Origin of the sequence: Micromonospora tarapacensis (assembly GCF_019697375.1) — a bacterium.
Taxonomy (GTDB): Bacteria; Actinomycetota; Actinomycetes; order Mycobacteriales; family Micromonosporaceae; genus Micromonospora; species Micromonospora tarapacensis.
Map to the genome: position 1 here is coordinate 82,404 of NZ_JAHCDI010000004.1, position 22,510 is coordinate 104,913.

Genomic DNA, 22,510 nt, shown 5'->3' on the forward strand with positions numbered 1-22,510 from the left:
ACTCGCGCTTTCTCCCAGCGGCGACGAGGTGGCATATGTGGACGACTCCAGCGGCCAGTTCAACGTGGTGGTCCAGAATGTCGAAGACGGGTGCCGGCGGGTCCTGACAACGCATCGGGAATCGGCTGTTCGCAAGGTGGCCTGGAGCAGGAATGGCGATCGGGTCGTCTATCTGGCGGATCGCAACGGCGACGAGCGGACGCAGATATATCAGGTTCCGGCCGGTGGGGGAGAACCAGTTCAGTTGACTGACGCCCCCGGCGTGCAGCACGAATTCGGCGCCGGGAATCCATTCTCGCCGGTCGGCGATCTGCTGGCCTACACGGCCAACGACCGCGATCCGGCCCGCAAGGACGTGCTGGTCCTGAACGTCGACACCGGTGAGGTGCGGCGGGTGCACCTCGGTGGGGGTGGGACCCACGTGGGCCACTGGTCGCCGGACGGCCGGCTGCTCACGGTGGTCGACTGGCTGGACAGCAGCAACCACCGGGTCCACCTGCTGTCGGTCGCCGATGCCGACGCCCGCCAGATCAGCCCGGCCGACCGCGCGGCCCGGTACGTCCTGGGGCCCTGGCTGCCGGACGGCTCCGCCTGCTACGTGCTGTCGAACCTCGGCCGCGACTACATGGCACTCGCGCGGATGGACGCGGCGAGTGGCGCCCTGGAGTGGCTGGACACCCCGGACTGGAACGTGGAGGAGGTGGCCGTCGCGCCGGGCGGTGGGACGGTGCTGTGGACGGTCAACGAGGAGGGGTCGTCCGAACTGCGTTGCCGGCGGGGCCGGGGCGAGGCCGCGGTGGTGCTGCCGGGGTCGCGGATGGGAGAGCTCAACAACCTGACCCTGGACCCACCGGGGCGGTGCGCCGTCATGCTCGGGTCCACGCCGACCCGACCGTGGAACGTCGCGGTCCTGGAGTTGACCTCCGGTGACCTTCGCTGGCTGACCGACGTCGACCCGCCCGCCGCGCGGGCGTCGGTCCTCGCGGAGCCGACCCTCGTCCACGTCCCCTGCCGGGCCGGCCACCGGGTTCCCGCGCACCTCTACCGGCCGCCGGGCCGCCGGGAGCCGGTCGGGGTGGTGCTGTCCGTGCACGGGGGGCCGATGTCCCAGGAACGCCCGGTGTACCAGTACGACGGGTTCTACCAGTTCCTGCTCAGCCGTGGGCTGGCCGTGTTCGCCCCGAACGTCCGAGGCTCGTCCGGGTACGGACGGGCCTACCAGGAGTCGGTGTACCGCGACTGGGGCGGCGTGGACCTGGACGACCTGGCCGACGCGGTGCGCTATCTGCGGGAGCAGAGCTGGGTCGATCGGTCGCGGGTCGGTCTGTTCGGCGGGTCGTACGGAGGCTTCCTCGTGCTCTCCTGCCTGGCCCGGCTGGCGGACCTCGGCTGGGCCGCCGGGGTGTCGTACTGCGCGCCGAGCAACCTGGTCACCCTGGCCGAGGCCACGCCACCCGCGTGGCGATCGCAGGTGCTGGCCGTGATCGGTGATCCGGTGGCCGACGCGCCTCGGCTGCTGGACCGGTCGCCGGTCACCCACGCGGACAAGATCCGTGCGCCACTCTTCGTGATCCAGGGTGCGAACGACCCCCGGGTGCCCCGGTCCGAGAGTGACCAGATCGTCGAGCGGCTCCGCGACCGCGGGGTCCGGGTCAGGTACGACGTGTACTCGGACGAGGGCCACGGCTTCCTGAAGCGGGAGAACCAGGCGCGGATGCGGAGCAGTGCGGGCGACTTCCTGGCGGCCCATCTGGTCCCGTGAACGCGCCGGTGGGCGGGGCCGTTCGGGTTCGACCCGCCCACCGGCGCTGTTCAGGAAATGTTTGTCAGCAGCCGCACCACTGATAGTCGGCGAGGGGCTTGGTCGGCTCGCTGGAATTGACGCTGCCGGCAGCGGCGACGCCGGTCAGAGCGAGAGCCGCTGCGGCCAGGATGGCGATTAACCTGCGCTTCATAATATCCTCCCGTGTAATAGCGCTCGGTCAATGTTAGCCTGTGTCTCAATGTGGCGACTCACCCTTTTGTACCATACTCATTGTCCGTCTGATGTGGCCCTCCAGAAGAGTGGGCCGGGGCTGCCGGACAAGCTTCAGTGCGTCCGCCAGAACCGATTCTGCGCGGTCGGTCTCGCCGCGCCCGTGATATGCGAGAGCGAGGCCACGGAGGGCTTGCGCCTGGCCCGCCGCATCGCTGAAGGAGCGGCTTTTCTGCAGCACTTCGAGAAACAGGCCCTCGGCCTCGCCGTGCCGGTTCTCGGCCAGCCGCAGGATGCCCTGCCAGAACAGCACCTGGGCCGCCGCGCGATCCAGCCCGGCTTCCCGGGACAACGCCAGCGCCTGGGTGTAGTACGTGTCGGCCCCGCCCGGATCGTCGAGATCCCGGCGGATCTGGCCGAGGGCGCGCAGTGCGTTCACCTCGCCGGCGCGGTCTCCGACGTCCCGCAGGGCGACGAGGACGTTTCGGTACCTCGTCTCCGCGGCGGCGCGGTCGCCGCGGAACCGGTCGATCATGGCGAGGTGGATGTCGGCGACGGCCGCCCCGTGCCGGTGCCGCTCCTCCCGGAACAGATCGGCGGCCTGTTCGTACGCCTGGTATGCCTCGTCGAAGCGTTGCCGGTCGGTCGCCACACCCCCGGTGCGCAACAGGATCGCGGCCTGCGCGCGCCGGTCGCCCGCCGCCGAGGCGGCGGCCAGCGCGGGCAGCAGCACGGAGTGCCAGTCGTCGAACCGGCGACGCAGCTGGAACAGCGGCCACACGGTGTACGCGAGATCGGCGGCCACGTCCGCACGCCCCTCGTCGACCGCCCGGGTGATGATCGCGATGATGGCCGGCCGTTCGGTCTCGAACCACTGCTGCGCGTCGGCCGCGAGCTCCCGCAACAACGTCCCGGTCCGGTCCCACCGTGGCGCCGCCGTCATGAACGGTGTGTGGTCGCCGGCCTGGGACACCTGGTGCATCAGGTCCACCGCCCGCAGCCAGACCCCGTAGACCCGGGACCGGGCGGAATGCAGGTCGTCCCGCGCGTCGTGCTGGTCAGCCAGCTCCCGGGCGAGCAGCCGGACCAGGTCGTGCAGCCGGTAGTGGGAGTGGCCGGTGCTCTCCTGGCCGGCGAAGTCGAGCAGCCGGGCGTCGAACAGCTGCTCCAGCTCCTCCTCGGCGTCGGTGGGCGGGCAGTCGAGCACGGCCGCGGCGGTCCAGATGTTCACCTCGGGCAGGCCGAGGTCGCCCAGCCGGCGTAGCAGGCGTTGCCCCTGGGGGGAGAGCCCGGCATAGCTCAGGCTGATGCTGGCCCGCACGTCGAGCTGGCCGTGCGCGAGCTGGTCGAGCCGCTGGCGCTCGTCCTGTAACCGCCGCACCAGGCGGTCCACCGTCCAGTGCGGTTTCGCGGCGAGCTTGGCGCCCGCGATGCGCAGTGCCAGCGAGAGATGCCCGCACAGCTGACCCAGCCGGCCGAGTGCGCTGGGCTCGACCCAGACCCGGTCGCCGGCGATCCGCGCCAGCAGCTCCGCGGCCTGCGCGGGCTCCATCAACCCGAGGTCCACCGACCGGGCACCGACCGAGGCGGCCAGGTGCCGCCGGCTGTTGACAAGTACGGCGGAGCGCGGTCCACCGGCGATGAGGGGTCGGATCTGCTCGGCGCCGGCGGCGTTGTCCAGCACGACGAGGACGGCCCGGTCGGCCAGCAGGCTGCGGTAGAGGTCCACCCGCTCGTCGAGCGTGTCGGGCAGTGCCCCGCCGTCGACGCCCAGTGCGCGCAGGAAGCGACCGAGCACATCCGCCGGGGCGACCAGGTCCCGGTCGTCGGCGCCGTGCAGGTTCGCGTACAGCTGTCCGTGCGGGAACCGGGCGCGCAGCAGGTGCGCGACCTGTACGCAGAGGGCGGTCTTGCCGACGCCGGCCGGCCCCGCCACCGCGACCAGCGGCAGGTGCACCGACGGCTGTTCGTCCAGCAGCCGGACGAGCCGGCCGATCTCCTCGCCGCGCCCGGTGAAGTCGGCCAGCGCGGGCGGCAGCAGGCGGGGGACGGCGATCCGGAACGCCTCCTCTGCGGCGGGGTCCGCTGCCCGCCCGGTGACCGGCTCGGCCGCCGGCGCGTCGCCGGCCCGTTCCCCGGCCACGGCCCGTTCCCCGGCCACGGCCCGGTCCGCGTTGCCGCGCAACACGGTCATGTGCAGATCCTGCAACTCCTCGCCCGGGTCCACCCCGAACTCCTCGCGCAACCAGCGCCGGCAGTTCTCGTAGACCTGTAGCGCCTCAGCCGTCCGCCCGACCCGCAGCAGGGCCGCCATCAGCAGGCCGGTCAGTCGCTCCCGGGTGGGGTGGGCGAAGGAGAGATCCCAGGCGTCCTCGATGACCCGGTGATAGTTGCCGAGTCGAAGCTCGATCGCGCAGACCTCCTCGACGGCCGACAGTCGGGTCGACTCCAGTCCCAGGCACAGCGCCGCGTGTGAGGTCTCCGGTAGCCATCCACCCAGCGCGCGTCCTCGCCACAGCCCGAGGGCCCGGCGGAGCTGGTGGGTCTTCTCCGCGTCCGAGGTGGACTCGCGGGCCGTCTCGACCGCGGTGCGGAAGCGGTACGCGTCGACCGCGTTCGGGGCGATCCGCAGCTGGTAGCCGCGGTCGCCGCTGACCAGCTCGGGCCGCAGCGCCGGATCGCCCGACCGCAGGACCGCGCGCAACTCCGAGAGCCGGCTCTGCACCACCGCCCGGGCCTGGCGCGGCGGGCGGTCCTCCCACAGCAGGGTCACCAGCCGGTCGGTGCTCATCGGCTGGTTGACGTCGAGCGCCAGGATTCCGAGGATCAGGCGTTGCTGGCGTCGAATCAGCGGCAGTTGGACGGAGCCGGACCACACCTCGACGGGCCCGAGCACCCGGATCTGCATGGACGACACCTCATCCGGGTCAGCTGGGTGCCAGGAGTGTACTGACAAGCCTGCTGCCGCGGGGGGTCCTCCGCGAGGGGACGTGGGAGCGCTACCGGCCCGATCGCCGTACGGTGTCCGGGCGGCCCCGCCCCACCTGGGCGGACGGTGCCCGGGGCGGCTCACCCACACCGAACGCGCGGGTGATCGGGTGATTGCGGAACGTGCTCGGGTCGCCCGCATTCAGGCGCCCACCACTTGCGCGCCGGCCGGCGAGACCCGGCCGGTGGTGGCCACCGCCGGAGTCTGCCGGATCCAGCCCTCGTCGCGGCGCAGCACCGCGTGCTGGAGACGCTCGATCCGTTCCGGCAGCCCGATGCCGAGCAGTTCGTCGAAGTCCGCCCGGGCCTGCTGGTACGCCAGCAGGGCTCCGGACGGGTCACCGGCGAGGTAGAGCGCGCGGATGAGCTGGGCGCGCGGCCGTTCCCGGGTGGGATTCTCCAGCACCATCGTCCTGAGCTGCTGTAGCAGCGACCCGGACTCGCCGAGCGCGAGCCGGACGTCCAGCAGATCCTCCACCGCCACCACGCGCTGCTCGTCCAGGTCCTCCAGCAGGCGCATCAGGGCGCCGCTGACGTTGACGTCGGAGCCGGCCGGGCCGTGCCACAGCCCCACCGCCCGGTGCAGCAGGTCGGCCGCGTCGTCTAGCCGCCCCTGCCGCAGCCGGGCCTGTGCCCGGCGGGTCAGCTCGGTGAACACCGCCAGGTCGAACTCGCCGTCGGCGACCCGCAACAGGTAGCCGCCACGTCCCCGGGCACTGGTCAGCCGGGCCTCCAGGTCCGGACCGGCGGTGCGGAACCGGGCCCGTAGGCGGGCGACGTAGCTGCGGATGTTGGACTCCGACGACGGCGGCGGCCGGTCCCACAGGACGCGCTCGAAGCCGTCGAACCGCAGCTGGTGCTCGCGGCTGATCAGCAGGGCGGCGAGCACGGCGCGCAGCGCCGGCGAATCGATCGGCACGGGAACCCCGGCCACCGCCACCCGCGCCGGCCCGAGGATCGAGAAGGTCATGTCCACAGTTCCCCCGTTCGGATGGCCGCGAACCCGTCGCGTGCGTCCGTACGGCCGACGCTAGTGGCCGGCGCTTGCCGCCTCCTTCCCAGATCCTTCCCACCGGGCCGCGTCCATGCGCAGCGCCGGCGGCCGTGCCCCGTGTGCGCCGGGTGTGCGCCGCGTGCGCGTCGCTCGGCAAGCATTGCCGGCATCCGATCGGACGCCGCGGCGGCGACGTCCGAACCGAGCACAGCCGCTGGAGTGATGGATGAGCGAGTCGACCGTGACGCCCCGGAGGAGGGCCAGGTTCGCTCACTCGTCGTCCGGTGCACGGCTGTCCGCCGGACGGCTGCCCTACGAGCAGCCGGTGTCGAAGTCGTGGGCATGGGGCCAGCCGAACGCCACGGGGGTGCGGGTGTGCCTCATCGACTCCGGCGTCGACCGGTTGCACGAGGAGTTGGCCGGAGCCGAGATCACGGCTCTGGCAGTCGAACTCGACGGTGGCGGTGTACCGCGCATCGTGGCGGACGAGGAGTCCGACCCGTCGGGGCACGGCACCGCCTGTGCCGCCATCATCCGGCGGATGGCGCCAGGCTGCGCGATAACCAGCATCCGGGTACTCACCGGTGCGCTCCTGCGCGGGCGCGGCGAACTGCTCCTGCACGCGCTCGAATGGGCCGTCGAGCACGGGTACAAGCTCGTCAACCTGAGCCTGTCCACCACGGACCCCGGCCGCAAGGAACGCCTGCGCGACATCCTCGACCGGGCCTTCACCCAGGGCACCACGGTCGTCGCGGCGGCGCACAACGGGCCGTTCGTGAGCTATCCGTGGCGGTTGCCGACCACCATCTCGGTCGGCGCGCACGGCGTGCCGGACCCGGAGCACCTCGAAGCCAATCCCGCACCACCGGTCGACTTCTTCGCCCACGGGGTCGAGGTGTTGTCCACCCGGGTCGGCGGCGGCTCCTGCCGGATGTCCGGCAACAGCTTCGCCGCGCCGCACGTTACCGGGTTGTGTGCGCGGGTGCTGCACCGGCATCCCGAGTTCGGCACCGAGCAGCTGCGCCAGACCCTCACGGCCCTCGCCGACAACGTCACAAAGGACTCTAAGCCATGACTCATGCTCACGCGCCTGGTCATGCCCGGGCCTCCGGTGCGATCCACGACGCCCTGGTCCGCTCGGCGGTCCGGCTGGCAAGGCTGACCTTCGCCGGGGCGGCAGCCTCGATCTTCGTCTACGACGAGCAGACGAACCACCTGGTGCTGGAGGCGTCGTCGGGCATCGGTGAGGACCGGGTCGTCGGTGCCTCGGTGCCGGCCCAGCGTGGCATCGCCGGCTGGGTGCTCCAGTCCGACGAGACCGTCATCGCCCACGACGTACGGGCCGACTCCCGTTTCGACCGGGAGTTCGCCGAGCGCACCGGCTACGTGCCCCGGTGCATCGTGGCCGCTCCGCTGCAGGGCGACGGCGTCACCGGGGTCTTCGAGGTGCTCGACCCGGATCTCGACCGGTTCGCCGGAACCGAGGCCATGGACCTGCTCGGCTCACTGGCCCGGCACCTGTCCCTCGCCCTCGACCTGCTGGTGACGGCTCGCCGGATCGATGCCTCGACCGGCGCCGAACCCTCGCAGTGGAACCGGTTGGCCGACACCCTGCACGGCACGCCCGAGCGGGACGGCGCGGTCGTCTCGGACTTCGTGCTGGCACTGGACGCGCTGCTGCGGACCAGGATCAGGACCGGCGCGCCGGAGGGGGAGATCTGATGCACCTGGTGGAGATCCTGGAACGCCGTACCCGGCCGGCGGCCGGCGTGCTGATGGCGCTGACCCGCCGCTGCCCGCTGTCGTGCAGCCACTGCTCCACCAACTCGATGATCAGCAGTGAGGAGTATCCGGACCAGCCGTTCCGGAACCTGGTCGACTCCTTCACCCCGCAGTGCCGGCCGGACCTGGTCTACCTCTCCGGCGGGGAGGCGCTGCTCCGGGCCGAACTGGTCCGCTACCTGGCGGCCGGTACGCGGCGGGCCGGTGGCCGTACCGTCCTGCTCTCCGGGATGTACTTCGCCCGCGACGGGCGGCAGATCCCGCGGGCGGTGCGCGAGGCGATCGCGTCCGTCGACCACTTCACCGCGAGCCTGGACGAGTTCCACGAGCGGGAGGTGAGCCGGGCCGAGGTCTTCGCGGCCATGCACCGGATCCGTCGGTGGGTTCCCGCGGTGAGCTTCCAGCTCACCGGGCTGGACGACGAGGATCCCTACCTCGCCGGTCTGGTCCGCGACGTGCGCGCCGAGTTCGCCGACGAGGTCCCGATCCTGGTCGACCACGTCAACCCGCGCGGCCGGGCACAGCGCTTCGTCAGCGAGCAGGAGGAGGTGCTGATACCCGGCGCGGTCATCCCGTGCGGCCTGGCGGCCTGGCCGCTGGTCCACTACGAGGGGACGGTCTTCGCCTGTTGCGCACAGGACGTCGTCGCACGGCACCGCCCCGAGCACCTCGTCCTCGGCCACGCGGAGACCGATCCATGGCCGGTCATCCGCGAACGGGCCCTGCACAGCCCGATGCTGCGGGCCATCCGCCTGGCCGGTCCGTTGCACGTCGAGAGCCTCTTCGCCGCGGCACCGTCGGGGTCGCCCAGCTACTGCGGAACCTGCGTCGCCCTGGCCGGCGATCCGGGGATCGCCCCCGCCGTCGAGCGCTACCTGGACACCGAGGCCGGTGCCGGCCTGGAACTGGTCGGCGGGCTGATGACGCAGCGCGCCGGCGCCGACGGCTTCGCCCGCCGGCTCGGCGCCCCCAGGTACAGCGAACTGGTCACCCTCGGTCGGGAGGCGCCGTGATCCGCCGACTGACCCATCAGGAGACCGAGGCGCTGCGCGCCCAGCCCGGCCGGACGGTCCTGCTCATGGTCACCGATCGCTGCCCGGTCGGCTGCGGGCACTGCTCCGTGGACTCGCGTCCGGACAGCCCCACCGTCACCGACTACGAGTTGTACGAGGAGGTGCTCGCCGGCATCGCCGCGTCGCCGACCGTGGAGGTGGTGGCGATCTCCGGCGGGGAACCCTTCGCCGACCGTCGGGCGCTGCAACTCGCGGTCAGCCGGTTCCGCGCGGCCGGGTTGAGTGTCGTGATCTTCACCAGCGGCTACTGGGCCGGTGGCCGGCGGTGCCAACCCTGGATCGAGCGGATCCTCGCCGAGACCTCGACGGTGGTGCTCAGCACGGACAGCTTCCATCAGGGCACGGTCGCGCGGCAGCGGTTCGCCCAGGCGGCGGGCTTCATCAGCCGGGCCGGCTGCCGGCTGGTGGTGCAGGCGCTGGACGAGGCGGACCAGCTCGACGGCGTCCGGGACACCCTCGTCGACCTGTACGGCCCGGACTGGCCGGCGCACGCCGACCTGGTCACCATCCCGCCGCTGCCGCACGGGCGCGGGCAACTGGTCTTCCAGGTGACCACCCGCCGGCCCGCCGACCAACTGCCGCCCTGCCGGCTCACCCGGTCGCCGACGGTTCGCTACGACGGGGTCGTGGTGCCCTGCTGCAACGAGCGGGTGGTGATGGGTGCCGGTCCGGCGGCGCTGCGGCGGCGGATCGCCGACCGGTACGAGCTGCTCGACGTACTCGACGAGAACTGGCGTTCGCCGGTCCTGGCCGCGGTCGGCGCGGCCCGGCCGCACCTCTTCGCCGCCGCCCCCGGCCTGGCGGACCTGGCCAGCGACCGCTTCGAGTCGATCTGCGGGCCGTGCTGGCGGATCCACGAGGAGGTCGACCGTTCGGACCGGACGAGAGCCGTCGTGGCCGCCATCGGAAATGCCTACGGAGGGGATCGGAAATGACTCGGCAACTGTCGGCCAGCCGCCGCCTGCTGGTGAAGCTCGACCTGGTGGTACCGGGCATGATGGCGCACCTGCAGCGCCTGTGGGCACAGCCCGACCAGCGGGCCGTCTACCTGTCCTGGTTGGCGGCCACCCACTGCATGATCCGGTCCACGGTTCCGTTGATGCTGCTGGCGACCCAGCGTTGCCTGCAGGCACCGGACCCGCTCACCCAGGGCCTCGCCCGCTACTTCGCCAAGCACATCCGGGAGGAGTTCGGGCACGACGAATGGGTGCTGGAGGACTACGCGGCGGCGGGCGGTGATCCGGCGCAGGTGCGCGACGTCAACCCCTCGGCCGGCGTGGCGGCGCTGGTGGGCGCGCAGTACTACTGGATCGAGCACCGCCACCCGGTCGCCCTGCTCGGCCACATCGCGGTGCTGGAGGGCAACCCCCCGAACCCGCGGCTGGTCGACAAGCTGTGCGCCAGCACGGGACTGCCCGCCGAGGCATTCCGGACGCTGGAGCGGCACGCCTCCCTCGACGTCCGGCACCGGCGCGAACTGCACGAGGCCCTCGACCGGCTTCCCCTGGAGCCGTGGCACGAGGCGCTCATCCTCAGCAGCGCACTGCACACCGTGCACGCCATCTGCGACGTGGTCGACGAGGTGCTCGGCAGCGCCCCGTCCCTGGTTTCGGTCTCTCGCGCGGCATGACCGGCGAGGACCCATCGGCTCCGACGGCCGTGACGGGTGGCGTGACCACCAGCGGCCGACGGATGAGTCGTCCAACGAGAGGAGGTGAAGTTATGGCGGACATCGCAGCGCTCCGCGCGCTGGGTATCGCCCCCGACCAGCTCCAGCCCGAGTACCGGGAGGTCCTCGAGTCGCTGACCGAGGATGAGGTGCGGGTGCTTTCCCAGCTCAAGCAGCGGATGGACAGTGTCGGCGACGTCGAGGGTCACGGTGACGGCGGGGTGTTCTGGTGACACTCGCCCTCTCCTGTGGCCACCGAGAGTGAACCGCGTGGAGATCCGGACGACCTGATCCGGATGTCGTAGGTCGGCGTCATGGCTCCCGGCACGGCCGGGAGCCATGATCGCCAGCTGGGGTGGAGGGGACACGTGACACGGCAGCAGGGATGGTCGGCGCAGTGCCGGGGTTGCCGGACGGTGAACCCCGACGAGGCCCAGTACTGCATCGCCTGCGCGGCGCCGCTGGCCGCCGACTCCGGCAACGTCGGCCTGCGTACCGTGTCGGTGGTCTTCGTGGACCTGGCCCGGTCCACCGAGCTGGCGGGACAGTTCAGCACCGAGGCGTGGAGTGGGCTGCTCACCCGCTACTTCGCCCTGGTGGGAGAGTGCCTCGCCGCCCACGGGGGGCGGGTCGAGAAGTTCATCGGGGACGCGGTCGTCGCCGTCTTCGGGGTCGACTCGGCCAGCCAGGAGGACGCCCACTCCGCCGTCCTGGCGGCCCGCGCGGCGGTCGCCGCGGTCGACCGGGAGGCGTCCCGGATGGTCGGCGGTCGCGGTGTCAGCCTGTCGATCCGGCTGGGCGTGGCGTCGGGCCGGGTGGCGGTCAGCGAGCATCGCAACTCCTCGTTCGCGATCGGCCGGACGCTCAACCGGGCCGCCCGGTTGCAGGCAACCGCCACGGACGGGGAGGTCGCCGTCGACCTGCGTACCTGGCTGCTGGTTCGGGACCGGTTCGAGACCACGAGACTGCCCGATGTGCGGGCCAAGGGGTTCACGGAGCCGCTGTCGGCCTGGCGGGTCGGCGAGGAGTCGCCACCCCGCCGCCCCGACTCCAGCCCGTTCGTCGACCGGGCCGACCTGACGGAGACGTTCCGGGAGATGGTTCGCGCGGGGGTGACCGGCGGGTGCTCCGTGGTCATCGAGATCATCGGTGAGGCGGGCATCGGCAAGAGCCGGCTGGTGGAACACGTCCTCACCGAGTTCGCCACCGAGGCGGCGTGCCTCGTGCTGCCCACCACGACGACGGAACAGGAGAGCTACGCTCTCTGGCCGCTCTACCAGATGCTGGCCAGCCTGGCACCGCTCGGCGGGGAGCCGGACCCGGTGTCGGGCGGCGGGACCAGCAGCGTGCAGACCCGGGTGGAGCTGCACTGGCGGATCCGTCAACTGCTCACCGAGACCGCCCGGCACCGGCCGCTGCTGCTCGTCCTGGAGAACCGTGAGCGGTTCGCCCATCCGCTCGCCGCGCTGGTCGACGACCTCGCCGCCGCGCCGGTCGACGCAGCGCTGGTGCTGATCACCACCGGCCGTGGCCCGGACCAGTCCCGGGCGCCGGACAACCCGAGCCGGTCGCTGCGGGTGGGACCCCTGCCGCACGAGCACGCGTACGCGCTCTTCGGTGCGCTGGCCGGCGACGTCTCGGCGCACACCGTCGGGGACCGCACCGGAGAACTGGTGCAGCTCTCCGGCGGCAACCCGCTCTACCTGGAGCAGATCGCCCTGCTCATGAAGGAGGTCGTCGAGGACGGGGACCTGATCCCGCCGACGGCGGAGGCGGTGATCGGGGAGCGTCTGGACCGCCTGGCGGCCGGGGACCGGCTCCTGATCGCCCGGCTCGCGGCGCTGGGCCAGGAGTTCCCGGCGGTCGCCCTGGACATGATCGAGGGAGCTACCGGGCCGGGGCTGGAACGGCTGCTCGACGTGGGTCTGCTCGCGTTCGGCGAGCAGACCGGTGTGCTGCGCTTCGCCGCGCCGGCCGTGGCGGAGGTGGCGTACCGGCGGTTGGGAGCGCGGGACCGCGCCGCCATCCACACCCGGATCGCCCAGGAGACCCGCGGTCGCCTCGATGCCGAACCGGCGGCGGTGGAGATCCTCGCGGCGCACGCGGACCGGGCGCACCGGGCGTGGCAGGAGATCGACCCGATGGCTGCGGAGGCGGTACGCGCCGCCCAGGCCGCCGCCCAGGCGTTCGTCGGCGCCGCCCGGTTCGCCGCGGCGGGCTGTGAGTTGCAGGCGGCCACCGACTTCCTGGCCCGGGCGCGGCTGCTGTGTCCAGCGGGCGGGGACGGTGCGGAGGTGGCCTCGGTCGAGGCGTACGTGGCGCTGTCCCGGGGGGATCCGGCCGAGGCGATCCGGCTCGGTGAGGAGGCCGCCGGACGAGCGGGGGAACGGGGGCGGTACGGCGCCGCCGCACACCTGTTCCTGACGACGGCCATCGCCCGGATGGTCCGCGACGGTGCGGTGGACCTCGCGGCCCTGCGTCGGGGCAGCGCGATGGCGCAGCGGTCCGGCGACCCGGGTGCGCTGGCCCGGGCGTCGCTGGTCGCCGGTCTGGCACACACCGACCGGGGTGACTACGCGTCGGCCGACCGGGCCTTCACCGAGGCGGTGGCGCGGGTGCGGGGCACGCCCGTCTCCTACGGAGTCGCCGAGATCTACGGCAACCACGCCCTGACGTTGGCCTACTCGGATCGGCCGGCGGGGGAGGCGCTCGTCACCGTCACCGATGTCTACCGGGAGGTCGCCGCCACGCCGGTGCTGCGCGCGGCGGTCGGCTGCCCGCTGGCCCTGTTGCGGCACATGACCGACGACGCCGGGGCGGCCTGGGAGGTGCTCGCCGAGTCGGAGCAGTTGCTGCGCCAACTCGACCACGTCGCGGGCCTCGCCTCGCTGGCGGAGTTCGAGGCGGTCCTTCGGCTGCGCGACGGTGACGTGGCCGGGGTGCTGGCGGCGCTCGGCTCCGCCGTACGGGGATTCCAGGCGGTCGGCCTGACGGCGGACGCGCAGCGGGTGCGACTGAAAGCAGATCTGATCGCCGGCCGGATCGGTCCGGGGACGCCGCCGCCGGGCCCGACCGATCCGCGTGACTGGCGGATGTCGAGCCTGGGACTGCTGCACCGAGCCGTACGGGAGGCCGGAGCGGGTGACCGGGAGTCCGCCGCCCGCGCGCTGTTCCGGGCCGCGCGGGTGATCAAGGGTATCGCCGGCGCGGGCGCGGTCATCGAACCACTGTTGACGGTGGTCCGGGTCGCCGGCGGTCTCCTGGATGCCGACCTCGTCCAGGACGTACGCCGGCAGCTCGCCGATGCCGCGCAGGTCAAGGGCGACCGGCTGGTCGCGCGTTCGTTGGCCGGCCCGCCGCCGGTGGCCCGAAACGGAAGCGAAGGCGGGAAATGATGCCATCGGTGGTCGCTCGGATGTCTAGATCGGCACGTCGATTCGATGTAACCTGCAGGCGTTGGTCGACAGCGTCGCTTCGAATGGGGAGCCCATGAACGCATTGAAGCCGCTGCGCTCGGCCAACTATCGGCGCCTTTTCTTCAGCACGGCGACTTCCGCCACCGGCGACTGGCTGGATTTCGTCGCGGTCCTCGTTCTCGTCACCGTGGTGTGGCGACACGGCGCCACCGGGCTCGCCGTGGTCGGCGTGTCCATCGCCGCTCCCCAACTCCTTGCGCCGCTTGTCGGTGTGCTGGTCGACCGGCGGTCACCGCGCGTGGTCATGGTCACCGCGGACATCGCCCGAGGGGTGCTCACGGCGGCCATGTTCCTGTCGCCGAACCTCGCCTTTCTGGCAATTCTGCTGGCCCTACGATCGCTCAGTGCCACCGCATTCCTGCCGGCCCAGCAACGTGCGCTCAAGGCTGCCGTTCCGCAGGAGAATCTGCTGGCCGCCAATGCGTTGACCCAGACGATGGTGCAGACCGTAAAAATTGTCGGGCCGGCTGTCGGTGGTCTGTTCATCGCATTCGTGGAACCCCGCAACATCATTCTCGTGAACGCGTTGACGTACTTCCTCAGCGCACTCATCCTCATCGGCCTGGTGATCCCCCGCCCGCAGCGGGTCGAGGGGCCGAGCGGATACCTCAGGGAACTCGTCGAGGGGGTCCGCTTCGTGGGCCGCACCTCCGCGTTGCGCATGGTGGTCGCCGTCCTGGCGGTGACGGTGTTCATGGTCTTCCTCTACGACGCGATGACTCCGCTCGCGGTGCGCGCGCTGGGACTCGATCCGTCGTACATCGGCTACCTGGTGGCCGCGGTCGGTTTCGGCGGGGTCGTGGGCGCCGTGGTGGTCGGGCAGTGGGGTGACCGGTTCCGGCCATTCCTGATCATCGCCGCGGCGCAGGTGATCGTCGGAGCGGTGGTGGTGGTGCTGGGTGTCTCCATCGCGGCCAGCCTGCGCGCTCCCGGCGCGGTCTGGCTCGGCGCGGTCTTCCTGATCGGCGTGGCGAGCGCCGGGGTGCTCGTGCCGTACCCGTACATCGTGCAGTCCTCCACCCCCGACCATCTGCTGGGGCGCGTCTGGACGGCGACCGCCGTGGTGCCGACGATCCTGCAGGTGCTGGCGCCGATGGTGGCAGCGGCGCTCGTGCCGCTGATCGGGCTCGGTCCGCTCTTCGCCATCGCCGGAGCCGGCCTGCTGGTGATCGCCGTCGTGACCGCGATCCGCCAGCGAGGGCTGGACATCGGGCCGGCGGAACCGCCCGTCCCGGATCAGGCCGTCCCGGATCAGGCCGTCCCGGAGTCGGCGGAGCCGGCGGCGACCGTGGTCGGACAACCCGCAGCACCGGCGGGTGAGGCGATGACCGACCGCTGACCATGCCCTGGTCGGACCATCGCGGATAACCGTGGCTACCTTTGGGTAACGAAGACGGGTAGCCTGCTGATCAGGCGGAACAGTCCGAGTGTCCGGATCCAGCCCGGGGGTTTGCCGTGGCCATCGCCGAGAATCACCGTTCGCCAGCCACCGACGGTCGTGGTGCCGACCCGCCGAGCGCCGCGGGCCGGGTCTCCGACCAGGCCGCGGGCCAGGTTTCCGAGAAGGAGGCCCGCCAGGTCGCCGAGGGTGCCCGGCAGACTACCTGGGACCGGCCCAGCTTCGGCAAGGAACTCTTCCTGGGCCGGCTGCGGCTCGACCTGATCGACCCGTGGCCCCGGCCGGACCCGGCCGACCAGGCGCGGGCCGAGGATTTCCTCGGCCGGCTCCGCGAGTTCGTCAGCTCCGAGGTGGACGGCGCGGCGATCGACCGGGACGCGCGCATTCCCGACGAGGTGTTCCAGGGCCTGGCCCGGCTGGGCGCCTTCGGCATGAAGATCGACCGGGAGTACGGCGGGCTGGGGCTCAGCAACCTGCACTACTGCCGGGCGCTGATGCTGGCCGGCTCGATCAGCCCGGCGATCGGCGCGCTGCTCTCGGCGCACCAGTCGATCGGCGTACCCCAGCCGTTGAAGATGTTCGGCAGCGAGGAGCAGAAGCAGCGCTTCCTGCCGCGGCTGGCGGCCGGCGAGGTCTCCGCGTTCCTGCTCACCGAGCCCGACGTCGGCTCCGACCCGGCGCGGTTGGCGACCACTGCGGAGCCGACTCCCGACGGCACGGGTTACCGGCTCAACGGCGTCAAGCTGTGGGCCACCAACGGCACCGTGGCCACCCAGTTGGTGGTGATGGCCCGGGTGCCGAAGGGCGAGGGCCGCCGGGGCGGCATCACCGCGTTCGTCGTCGACGGGGACGCCGAGGGCATCACCGTCGAACGGCGCAACGCCTTCGTCGGCCTGCGCGGCCTGGAGAACAGCCTCACCCGCTTCCACGACGTCTTCGTGCCGAAGGAGAACGTGATCGGCGGTGAGGGCAAGGGTCTCCGGATCGCCCTCAGCACGCTGACCACCGGCCGGTTGTCGTTGCCGGCGATGTGCGTCGGCGCCGGCAAGTGGGCGTTGAACGTGGCCCGCGAGTGGTCCGCCGACCGGGTCCAGTGGGGCCGGCCGGTGGGGGAGCACGAGGCCGTCGCCCAGAAGCTCTCGTTCATCGCCGCGACCACGTACGGCATGGAGACCATGCTCGACCTCTGTTGCCTGCTCGCCGATGACGACCGCAACGACATCCGGATCGAGGCGGCGCTGGTGAAGCTCTACGCCAGCGAGATGGCGTGGCGGATCGCCGACGAACTGGTCCAGATCCGGGGTGGCCGGGGGTACGAAACCGCCGATTCGCTCGCCGCCCGGGGGGAGCGCCCGGCCGCCGTCGAGCAGATCCTGCGCGACCTGCGGATCAACCGGATCTTCGAGGGATCCACCGAGATCATGCATCTGCTCATCGCCCGCGAGGCGGTGGACGCGCACCTCTCCGTCGCCGGGGACATCATCGACCCCGACGCCGGGCTCGGCCGCAAGGCGAAGGCCGGTGCGCGGGCCGGTGCGTTCTACGCCCGGTGGCTGCCGACCCTCGCCGTCGGCAGGGGGCAGCAGCCCACCGGGTACGCCGAGTTCGGTCCGCTCGCCGGGCACCTGCGTGCCGTGGAGCGTGCCTCGCGGAAGCTGGCCCGGTCCACCTTCTACGCGATGTCCCGCTGGCAGGGCCGGATGGAGCGCAAGCAGGCGTTCCTCGGTCGGCTGGTGGACATCGGAGCCGAGCTGTTCGCGATGAGCGCGGTCTGCGTACGTGCCCACGCCGAGCGGGAGGCGCGACCGGAAAACGTCGAGCTTGCCGACCTGTTCTGCCGCCAGGCCCGGGTCCGGGTCGACGCGCTGTTCACCGCCCTGTGGGAGAACACCGACTCGATCGACGTGGTGGCGGCCAAGCGGATCCTCGCCGGCCGCTACGCCGCACTCGAGGAGGGTGTGGTCACCCCGCCCGACGATCTGCCCTGGGTGGCCCCCTGGACCCCTGGCCCGTCCACGGTCACCGACGACGCCCGCCGCCGCATCCCCCACCCCCTGACCCACCCCACCCCCTGACCCACCCCACCCCTGACCCACCTCACCCTGACCCACCCCACCCCACCCCACCCGCGCCCGCGCCCGCGCCTGTCGGGTTGATCATGAAGTTAGCGGGGTCTTTGATCTCCAGATGGCCCGCTAACTTCATGATCAACGGGGTGGGACGGGGTGGGACGAGGTGGGACGGGGGATGGGGTGGGTCAGGGTGGGGTTGTGGAGGCCGAGACTTCGTAGTTCGAGGGTGGCGAGGGCGTCGACCGTGGCGTCGTCGCCACGCCGCCACGCCTCGGCCACGTCCGGGGCGATCCGGGTCAGCCGGCGCAGCGGCTGACCGGCCAGCGCGCGCAGGGCCAGCAGATCCCGGCCGGCGGGTGCGGCGGCCAACGCCGCCGCCGCACCGGCCCGGCGCATCCAGCGGACTCGCAGGGGCAGCCAGCCGAACAGCACCAGGCCGAGCGGCACGATCAGCATCCCGACGGCCAGTGCCAGGGCCAACTGGTCGGCGAGTTCCTGCTGGTCCCGGCCCGCCTCGGCGAGCGAGCGGGCCGCGTCGGCCGCCCGCTCGAACGGGGCGGTCAACTCGTCACCGACCAGCGGAACGCGGCCGACCTTCCCGCCGGCCTCGGCGAGGTTGTCGGCCAGCCCGCTGCCGGCCCCCTCCAGCTTCTGCCCGGGTACGGCCAGCTTCTGCACCAGGTCGTGCAGCCAGAACGCCCCCCGGATCGCCGCGTACACCCAGGCGACGACGAGCAGATCGGTGAGTAGTTGCCGCAGGGCGGTCGGAAAGCGATCAGCGTAGATCTTCACGCCGGACAGCCTGCCACGGCCTGGCCCACCGGGCATCCCGTCCCCAGCGCCGCCGGGGCGGGGGATCATGCAGTTCCGGGGTCAGCGGGCACAGTCGGGGCAGCTGCCGAAGATCTCCAGGGTGTGACTGACGTCGGTGAAGCCGTGCTGCGCGGCGACCCGGTCGGCCCAGGACTCCACCGTCGGCCCGGCGACCTCGACCGTCCGCCCGCAGGACCGGCAGACCAGGTGGTGGTGATGCCCCTCGCTGCACCGGCGGTAGAGGTGCTCGCCACCCGGTGGCCGCATCACGTCGATCTCACCCGCGTCGGCCAGGTTCTGCAACGTCCGGTAGACCGTGGTCAACCCGACCCGTTCGCCGCGCTCGCGCAGCATCGCGTGCAGGTCCTGGGCGCTGTGGAAGCCCGCCACCTCGGCCAGCAGGGCGCTCACGGCGGTGCGCTGGCGCGTGTTGCGGACGGCGGTACCACTCTCGCTCATGTCAGCACTCCGCTTCGCTGCGTGCTGCCATGAGGCACCAGGGCGCTGAGCCTGATGACTCGCTCGCTCCGCTCGCTCATGTCAGCACTCCGCTTCGCTTGTTCATGATCCCTCCCCGGCGTGGCTGACCGCGTCGGCCACGATGTGCGCGACGTGCTCGTCGACCAGGGTGTACGCGATCTCCCGGCCTCGCCGGGAACCACGGACCACGCCAGCGCCACGGAGCACCCGCAGATGCTGGGAGACCAGCGGCTGTGCGACTCCGAGCTTGTCGACCAGTTCGTGCACGCAACGCTCACCGCCGGCCAGCTCGCTGACGATGGCCAGCCGGATCGGCGCCGACAGGGCGCGCAGAAGCTCACTGGCACCCTCGTAGGCATCGTAGCCGGATCCGCTGGTCATCCCGTAACGGTAACCAATACCGAGGCGGACCTCGTGATCAGGATCCGCCGAGGACCACTTCGTGCGGTTCGGGCACGGGTGCCGGCTCCGGCCGGGCCCGGCGGATCCGGCGCCAACCGGCGGCCAGCAGGGTGACCACGACGAACGAGGCGATCGCGAGCACCACCACCGACGCGCCGGGCGCGGTGTCGGCGACCGCCGCCAGCCAGACGCCCGCACCCGCGGCGAGAAGGCCGAGCGCCATCGCCGCCGCCATGGTGGTCCGGAATCCCCGGGTGACCTGCTGGGCGGTGGCCACCGGGACGACCATCAGCGCGCTGATCAGCAGCACGCCGACCGCCCGCATGGCGATCGTCACCGTGATCGCGGTGGTCACCGCGAGCAGCAGGTTCAGCGTTCGTACCGGCAGGCCGGACACCCGGGCGTACTCCTCGTCGTGGCAGACCGCGAAGAGGGCGGGTCGCAGCGCGATCATCGTGACCAGCACCGCGACGCCGAGCACCGCGATGGTCACCAGGTCGTTGCGGGAGGTGGTGGTCAACGCCCCGAACAGGTACGCGTTGAGGTTCGCGCTGGTGCTGTCGGAGAGGCCCACCAGGACCACCCCGCCGGCGATGCCGCCGTAGAAGAGCAGCGCGAGGGCCAGGTCGCCGGAGGTGCGACCGCGTTCGCGGATCAGCTCGATGATGATCGCGCCGACGGTCGCCGCGACCACCGCCATGATCACAGGGGAGGTCTGGAAGAGCAGGCCGGCGCCGACGCCGGTCAGCGCCACGTGCCCGATGCCGTCCCCGATCAGCGCCAGTCGTCGCTGCACCAGGTAGATGCCGAGCGCCGGCGCGGCCAGGCCGATGATCAGTGCACCGAGCAGGGCGCGCAGCATGAATTCGTACTGGAAGAGACTCACCGTGCGCTCCACAGCCCGGCGGGTTCCTCGGGACCGTGCGGGTGCACATGGTCGTGGTCCGGCGCCGCGTGGTGCCCGGCCGGTTCCGGCACCGCGCCGTCGTGCGCGACGACCCCCTGGTGGACGACGACGGCCCGGCTGATCAGCGGGCGCAGCGGGCCGAGTTCGTGGGCGACGAGCAGCACCGTCCCGCCGCCGTCGACGAAGCTTCGCAGCGCCCCGGCGAACGCCTCCTGGCTGGCCGCGTCCACGCCGGCCGTCGGTTCGTCGAGCACCAGCAGCTCGGGCTGGCCGGCCAACGCCCGGGCGATCAGCGTTCGTTGCTGCTGCCCGCCGGAGAGGGTGGCCACCGGATCGTTCGCCCGGTCGGCCAGGCCGACGGCGCGCAGCGCCCCGGTGACGGCCTCCCGGTCGGCGCGCGCCGGCGGACGCAGGACGCCGCGGCGGGCCAGCCGGCCGGAGGCGACCACCTCGGCCACCGTGGCCGGCACACCGCTGCCGGCACCGAGGCGCTGCGGGACGTACCCGATCCGGCGCCACTGCCGGAACCGGCGTGCCGGTTGGCCGAAGAGGGTCACGGCGCCGGCACTGAGCGGAACCAGCCCCAGAATGGCGCGGATCAGGGTCGACTTGCCGGAGCCGTTGGCGCCGAGGATCGCGACCACCTCGCCGGTGGTCACGGTCAGCGAGACGTCACGGAGCACGGGGCGGCCGTCGTAGCCGACCACCCCGTGCGTGACGGTGATGACTTCAGGTGTCACGAGCAGCTCAACGCCGTCCTCAGGGTCCGCAGGTTGGTACGCATCACCGAAAGGTAGTCCCCGCCGTTCCCCCCGGACAGGCCCTCGATCGGATCCAGCACCGCGGTCTGGGCGCCGACCTCCCGGGCGATCGTCTCGGCGACCTTCGGGCTGACCAGGGTCTCGAAGAAGATGGTGGTGGCCTGGTGTTCCCGGGCCTCCTCGGCGACCGCGGCCAGCCGTTGCGGGGACGGCTCGTCCTCGGGGGTCAGCCCGCTGATGCCGATCTGCTCAAGCTGGTACTTCTGCGCCAGGTAGCCGAAGGCGGCATGGCTGACCACGATCTCCCGGCGCTCGCAGGTCCGGAGGCCCTCGGTGAACTCGGTGTCGAGCGTCTCCAGCTCGGTACGCAGGGCAGCCGCCCGCTGGGTGTAGTCGCCGGCCCGGTCCGGGTCGGCGGCGCCGAGCCGCTCGGCGAGATTGTCACCGATGGTGGCCAGCCGGGTCGGGTCGAGCCAGACGTGCGGGTCCTTGGCCTCCGACTCGTCCTCGGCGTGCTCCTCGTCCTCGTGACCGTCCTCCTCGTCCTCGTGGCCGTGGTCGTGGCCGCCGCCGGCGGCGGCGTCCAGCAGCGGCTCGACGCCTGCCACGTCGAAGGCGCGGTCACCGGCGTTCTGGTCGACCGCCTCGTCCACGGCGGGCTGGAAGCCGTGCAGGAAGATGACCAGTTCCGCCTCGCTGACCTGCCCGACCTGGCTCGGGTTCAGCTCCAGGTCGTGCGGCTCGGCACCGGGGCGGGCCAGGTTCGTCACGGACACCGCGTCGCCGCCGATGCGCTCGGCGAGGAACTGCAACGGGTAGAAACCAGCCACCACGTCGACCGGCTGCGGGTCGACGTCGGCCGGGCTGTCGTCGGTCGAGCAGGCGGTGACGCCGGTCAGGGCGAGCAGTGCGGCCGCGGCGGTGGCCAGGGCGCGCGGGGCGGGGCGGAAGGTCATGACACCGACTCTCCGTGACAACGAGAATGATTGTCAAAAACGCATGATTGCATGTCAGGGAGGGTCTCGGTCCACGCTCAGAGCAACTTCACCAGGCCGGCGGTGACCAGCAGGGTCAGCGCCAGCAACCGGATTGCCCTGGTCTGCGGAGTTTGCACCGGCCAGGTGGTCACCAGCAGGGCGGCGACCCCGCCGGCCAACAGGAGGGTCAGCAGCCCGCCGACCAGGCCCGGGGTGAAGAACGCCACCAGCACCAGGAGCAGGGTGACCAGGAACACCGTCGTCGGGTTGGCCCGGGCCAGCCGGCCGGCGATCCCGCGCTGCGTACGCTGCATGCCACAGACTCTACGAGGAGGAGAATCCGGTGCTGGTGACCAACCGGTTCGTGGTCGACGAGAGCGTCGTCGAGGCGTTCACGGCCCGGGCCCACGCGGCCCTCTCGGCCCTCGCCGCCCGGCCCGGCTACCTGCGCGGGCAACTGGTCCGGGCGCTGGACGACCCCCGGCACTGGTGCCTGGTCACCGAGTGGGAGTCGGTCGGCACCTACCGGCGGGCGCTGGGCGGCTTCGACGTCAAGATCACGGCGGTGCCGCTGCTCGCGGAGAGCATCGACGAGCCGTCCGCGTACGAGTCGTTGGCGACCGCCGCCCCGGGCGGTGACGTGGTGACGGTCGCCAGCGACCGGGCTGCGGGTCCTTACCGCTGAGCCGCCGGGCATTACTGTGACTCCTATGACCGCTCCCGGATCGGCAGCCCCACCGCC

Annotated in this window: 21 protein-coding genes; 11 read left to right on the forward strand and 10 right to left on the reverse strand. The window is 72.0% G+C overall.

Features of this window, described 5'->3' with window-relative positions; translation table 11 throughout:
* Positions 1 to 37: 37 nt before the first annotated feature.
* Positions 38 to 1,762 (forward strand): alpha/beta hydrolase family protein, encoded by a 1,725-nt coding sequence (locus KIF24_RS34330; protein WP_221083253.1) that lies wholly within the window; start codon positions 38 to 40, stop codon positions 1,760 to 1,762.
* Positions 1,763 to 1,826: 64 nt separating this feature from the next.
* Here the strand turns inward: KIF24_RS34330 and KIF24_RS33820 are convergent, their stop codons facing one another.
* The 3 genes from KIF24_RS33820 to KIF24_RS06465 form a co-directional block, all read right to left on the reverse strand.
* Complete coding sequence (locus KIF24_RS33820) at positions 1,827 to 1,955, reverse strand: hypothetical protein (protein ID WP_269440601.1); 129 nt, start codon at positions 1,953 to 1,955, stop codon at positions 1,827 to 1,829.
* Positions 1,956 to 2,000: 45 nt separating this feature from the next.
* On the reverse strand, positions 2,001 to 4,883 hold the full coding sequence (locus KIF24_RS06460; RefSeq protein WP_221083254.1) for an AfsR/SARP family transcriptional regulator: 2,883 nt from the start codon (positions 4,881 to 4,883) through the stop codon (positions 2,001 to 2,003).
* A 222-nt stretch (positions 4,884 to 5,105) separates the two neighbouring features.
* Positions 5,106 to 5,933 (reverse strand): AfsR/SARP family transcriptional regulator, encoded by an 828-nt coding sequence (locus KIF24_RS06465; RefSeq protein WP_221083255.1) that lies wholly within the window; start codon positions 5,931 to 5,933, stop codon positions 5,106 to 5,108.
* 250 nt (positions 5,934 to 6,183) lie between these two features.
* Between KIF24_RS06465 and KIF24_RS06470 the strand changes: the two genes are divergently transcribed.
* From KIF24_RS06470 to KIF24_RS06510, 9 genes are all read left to right on the forward strand, one after another.
* Positions 6,184 to 7,032, forward strand: a complete 849-nt coding sequence (locus tag KIF24_RS06470) for a S8 family serine peptidase (RefSeq protein WP_221083256.1) — start codon at positions 6,184 to 6,186, stop codon at positions 7,030 to 7,032.
* Positions 7,029 to 7,679: a GAF domain-containing protein gene (locus tag KIF24_RS06475; RefSeq protein ID WP_221083257.1), complete on the forward strand. Its 651-nt coding sequence runs from the start codon at positions 7,029 to 7,031 to the stop codon at positions 7,677 to 7,679. The genes KIF24_RS06470 and KIF24_RS06475 overlap by 4 nt, the downstream gene beginning before the upstream one ends.
* Positions 7,679 to 8,752: a radical SAM protein gene (locus KIF24_RS06480; protein WP_221083258.1), complete on the forward strand. Its 1,074-nt coding sequence runs from the start codon at positions 7,679 to 7,681 to the stop codon at positions 8,750 to 8,752. Before KIF24_RS06475 ends, KIF24_RS06480 begins: the two co-directional genes overlap by 1 nt.
* A complete protein-coding gene (locus tag KIF24_RS06485) occupies positions 8,749 to 9,747 on the forward strand; it encodes a radical SAM protein (protein WP_221083259.1) in 999 nt (332 codons plus the stop codon). The genes KIF24_RS06480 and KIF24_RS06485 overlap by 4 nt, the downstream gene beginning before the upstream one ends.
* On the forward strand, positions 9,744 to 10,442 hold the full coding sequence (locus KIF24_RS06490; RefSeq protein ID WP_221083260.1) for an iron-containing redox enzyme family protein: 699 nt from the start codon (positions 9,744 to 9,746) through the stop codon (positions 10,440 to 10,442). The genes KIF24_RS06485 and KIF24_RS06490 overlap by 4 nt, the downstream gene beginning before the upstream one ends.
* Before the next feature lie 92 nt (positions 10,443 to 10,534).
* On the forward strand, positions 10,535 to 10,714 hold the full coding sequence (locus KIF24_RS06495) for an aroma-sacti cluster domain-containing protein (protein ID WP_221083261.1): 180 nt from the start codon (positions 10,535 to 10,537) through the stop codon (positions 10,712 to 10,714).
* A 135-nt stretch (positions 10,715 to 10,849) separates the two neighbouring features.
* Positions 10,850 to 13,876 (forward strand): adenylate/guanylate cyclase domain-containing protein, encoded by a 3,027-nt coding sequence (locus KIF24_RS06500; RefSeq protein WP_221083262.1) that lies wholly within the window; start codon positions 10,850 to 10,852, stop codon positions 13,874 to 13,876.
* A 94-nt stretch (positions 13,877 to 13,970) separates the two neighbouring features.
* Positions 13,971 to 15,296: an MFS transporter gene (locus tag KIF24_RS06505; RefSeq protein WP_221083263.1), complete on the forward strand. Its 1,326-nt coding sequence runs from the start codon at positions 13,971 to 13,973 to the stop codon at positions 15,294 to 15,296.
* 116 nt (positions 15,297 to 15,412) lie between these two features.
* The gene (locus tag KIF24_RS06510; RefSeq protein WP_221083264.1) at positions 15,413 to 17,431 is read left to right on the forward strand and encodes an acyl-CoA dehydrogenase family protein; all 2,019 of its coding nucleotides are present in this window, start codon (positions 15,413 to 15,415) and stop codon (positions 17,429 to 17,431) included.
* Positions 17,432 to 17,563: 132 nt separating this feature from the next.
* Here the strand turns inward: KIF24_RS06510 and KIF24_RS06515 are convergent, their stop codons facing one another.
* The 7 genes from KIF24_RS06515 to KIF24_RS06545 form a co-directional block, all read right to left on the reverse strand.
* On the reverse strand, positions 17,564 to 18,220 hold the full coding sequence (locus tag KIF24_RS06515) for a hypothetical protein (RefSeq protein ID WP_331461022.1): 657 nt from the start codon (positions 18,218 to 18,220) through the stop codon (positions 17,564 to 17,566).
* An 81-nt stretch (positions 18,221 to 18,301) separates the two neighbouring features.
* Positions 18,302 to 18,700: a Fur family transcriptional regulator gene (locus KIF24_RS06520; RefSeq protein WP_221083265.1), complete on the reverse strand. Its 399-nt coding sequence runs from the start codon at positions 18,698 to 18,700 to the stop codon at positions 18,302 to 18,304.
* A 102-nt stretch (positions 18,701 to 18,802) separates the two neighbouring features.
* Positions 18,803 to 19,102 carry an ArsR/SmtB family transcription factor gene (locus KIF24_RS06525; protein WP_093407467.1) on the reverse strand — a complete coding sequence of 100 codons (300 nt, stop codon included), beginning with the start codon at positions 19,100 to 19,102 and terminating at the stop codon, positions 18,803 to 18,805.
* 37 nt (positions 19,103 to 19,139) lie between these two features.
* Positions 19,140 to 20,009, reverse strand: a complete 870-nt coding sequence (locus KIF24_RS06530; RefSeq protein ID WP_221083266.1) for a metal ABC transporter permease — start codon at positions 20,007 to 20,009, stop codon at positions 19,140 to 19,142.
* A complete protein-coding gene (locus KIF24_RS06535; protein WP_221083267.1) occupies positions 20,006 to 20,770 on the reverse strand; it encodes a metal ABC transporter ATP-binding protein in 765 nt (254 codons plus the stop codon). Before KIF24_RS06535 ends, KIF24_RS06530 begins: the two co-directional genes overlap by 4 nt.
* A complete protein-coding gene (locus KIF24_RS06540; protein WP_221083268.1) occupies positions 20,767 to 21,747 on the reverse strand; it encodes a metal ABC transporter substrate-binding protein in 981 nt (326 codons plus the stop codon). Before KIF24_RS06540 ends, KIF24_RS06535 begins: the two co-directional genes overlap by 4 nt.
* 77 nt (positions 21,748 to 21,824) lie before the next feature.
* Positions 21,825 to 22,082: a hypothetical protein gene (locus tag KIF24_RS06545; RefSeq protein WP_221083269.1), complete on the reverse strand. Its 258-nt coding sequence runs from the start codon at positions 22,080 to 22,082 to the stop codon at positions 21,825 to 21,827.
* A 29-nt stretch (positions 22,083 to 22,111) separates the two neighbouring features.
* Between KIF24_RS06545 and KIF24_RS06550 the strand changes: the two genes are divergently transcribed.
* Complete coding sequence (locus KIF24_RS06550) at positions 22,112 to 22,453, forward strand: antibiotic biosynthesis monooxygenase (RefSeq protein WP_221083270.1); 342 nt, start codon at positions 22,112 to 22,114, stop codon at positions 22,451 to 22,453.
* The last annotated feature ends 57 nt before the right edge of the window (positions 22,454 to 22,510 follow it).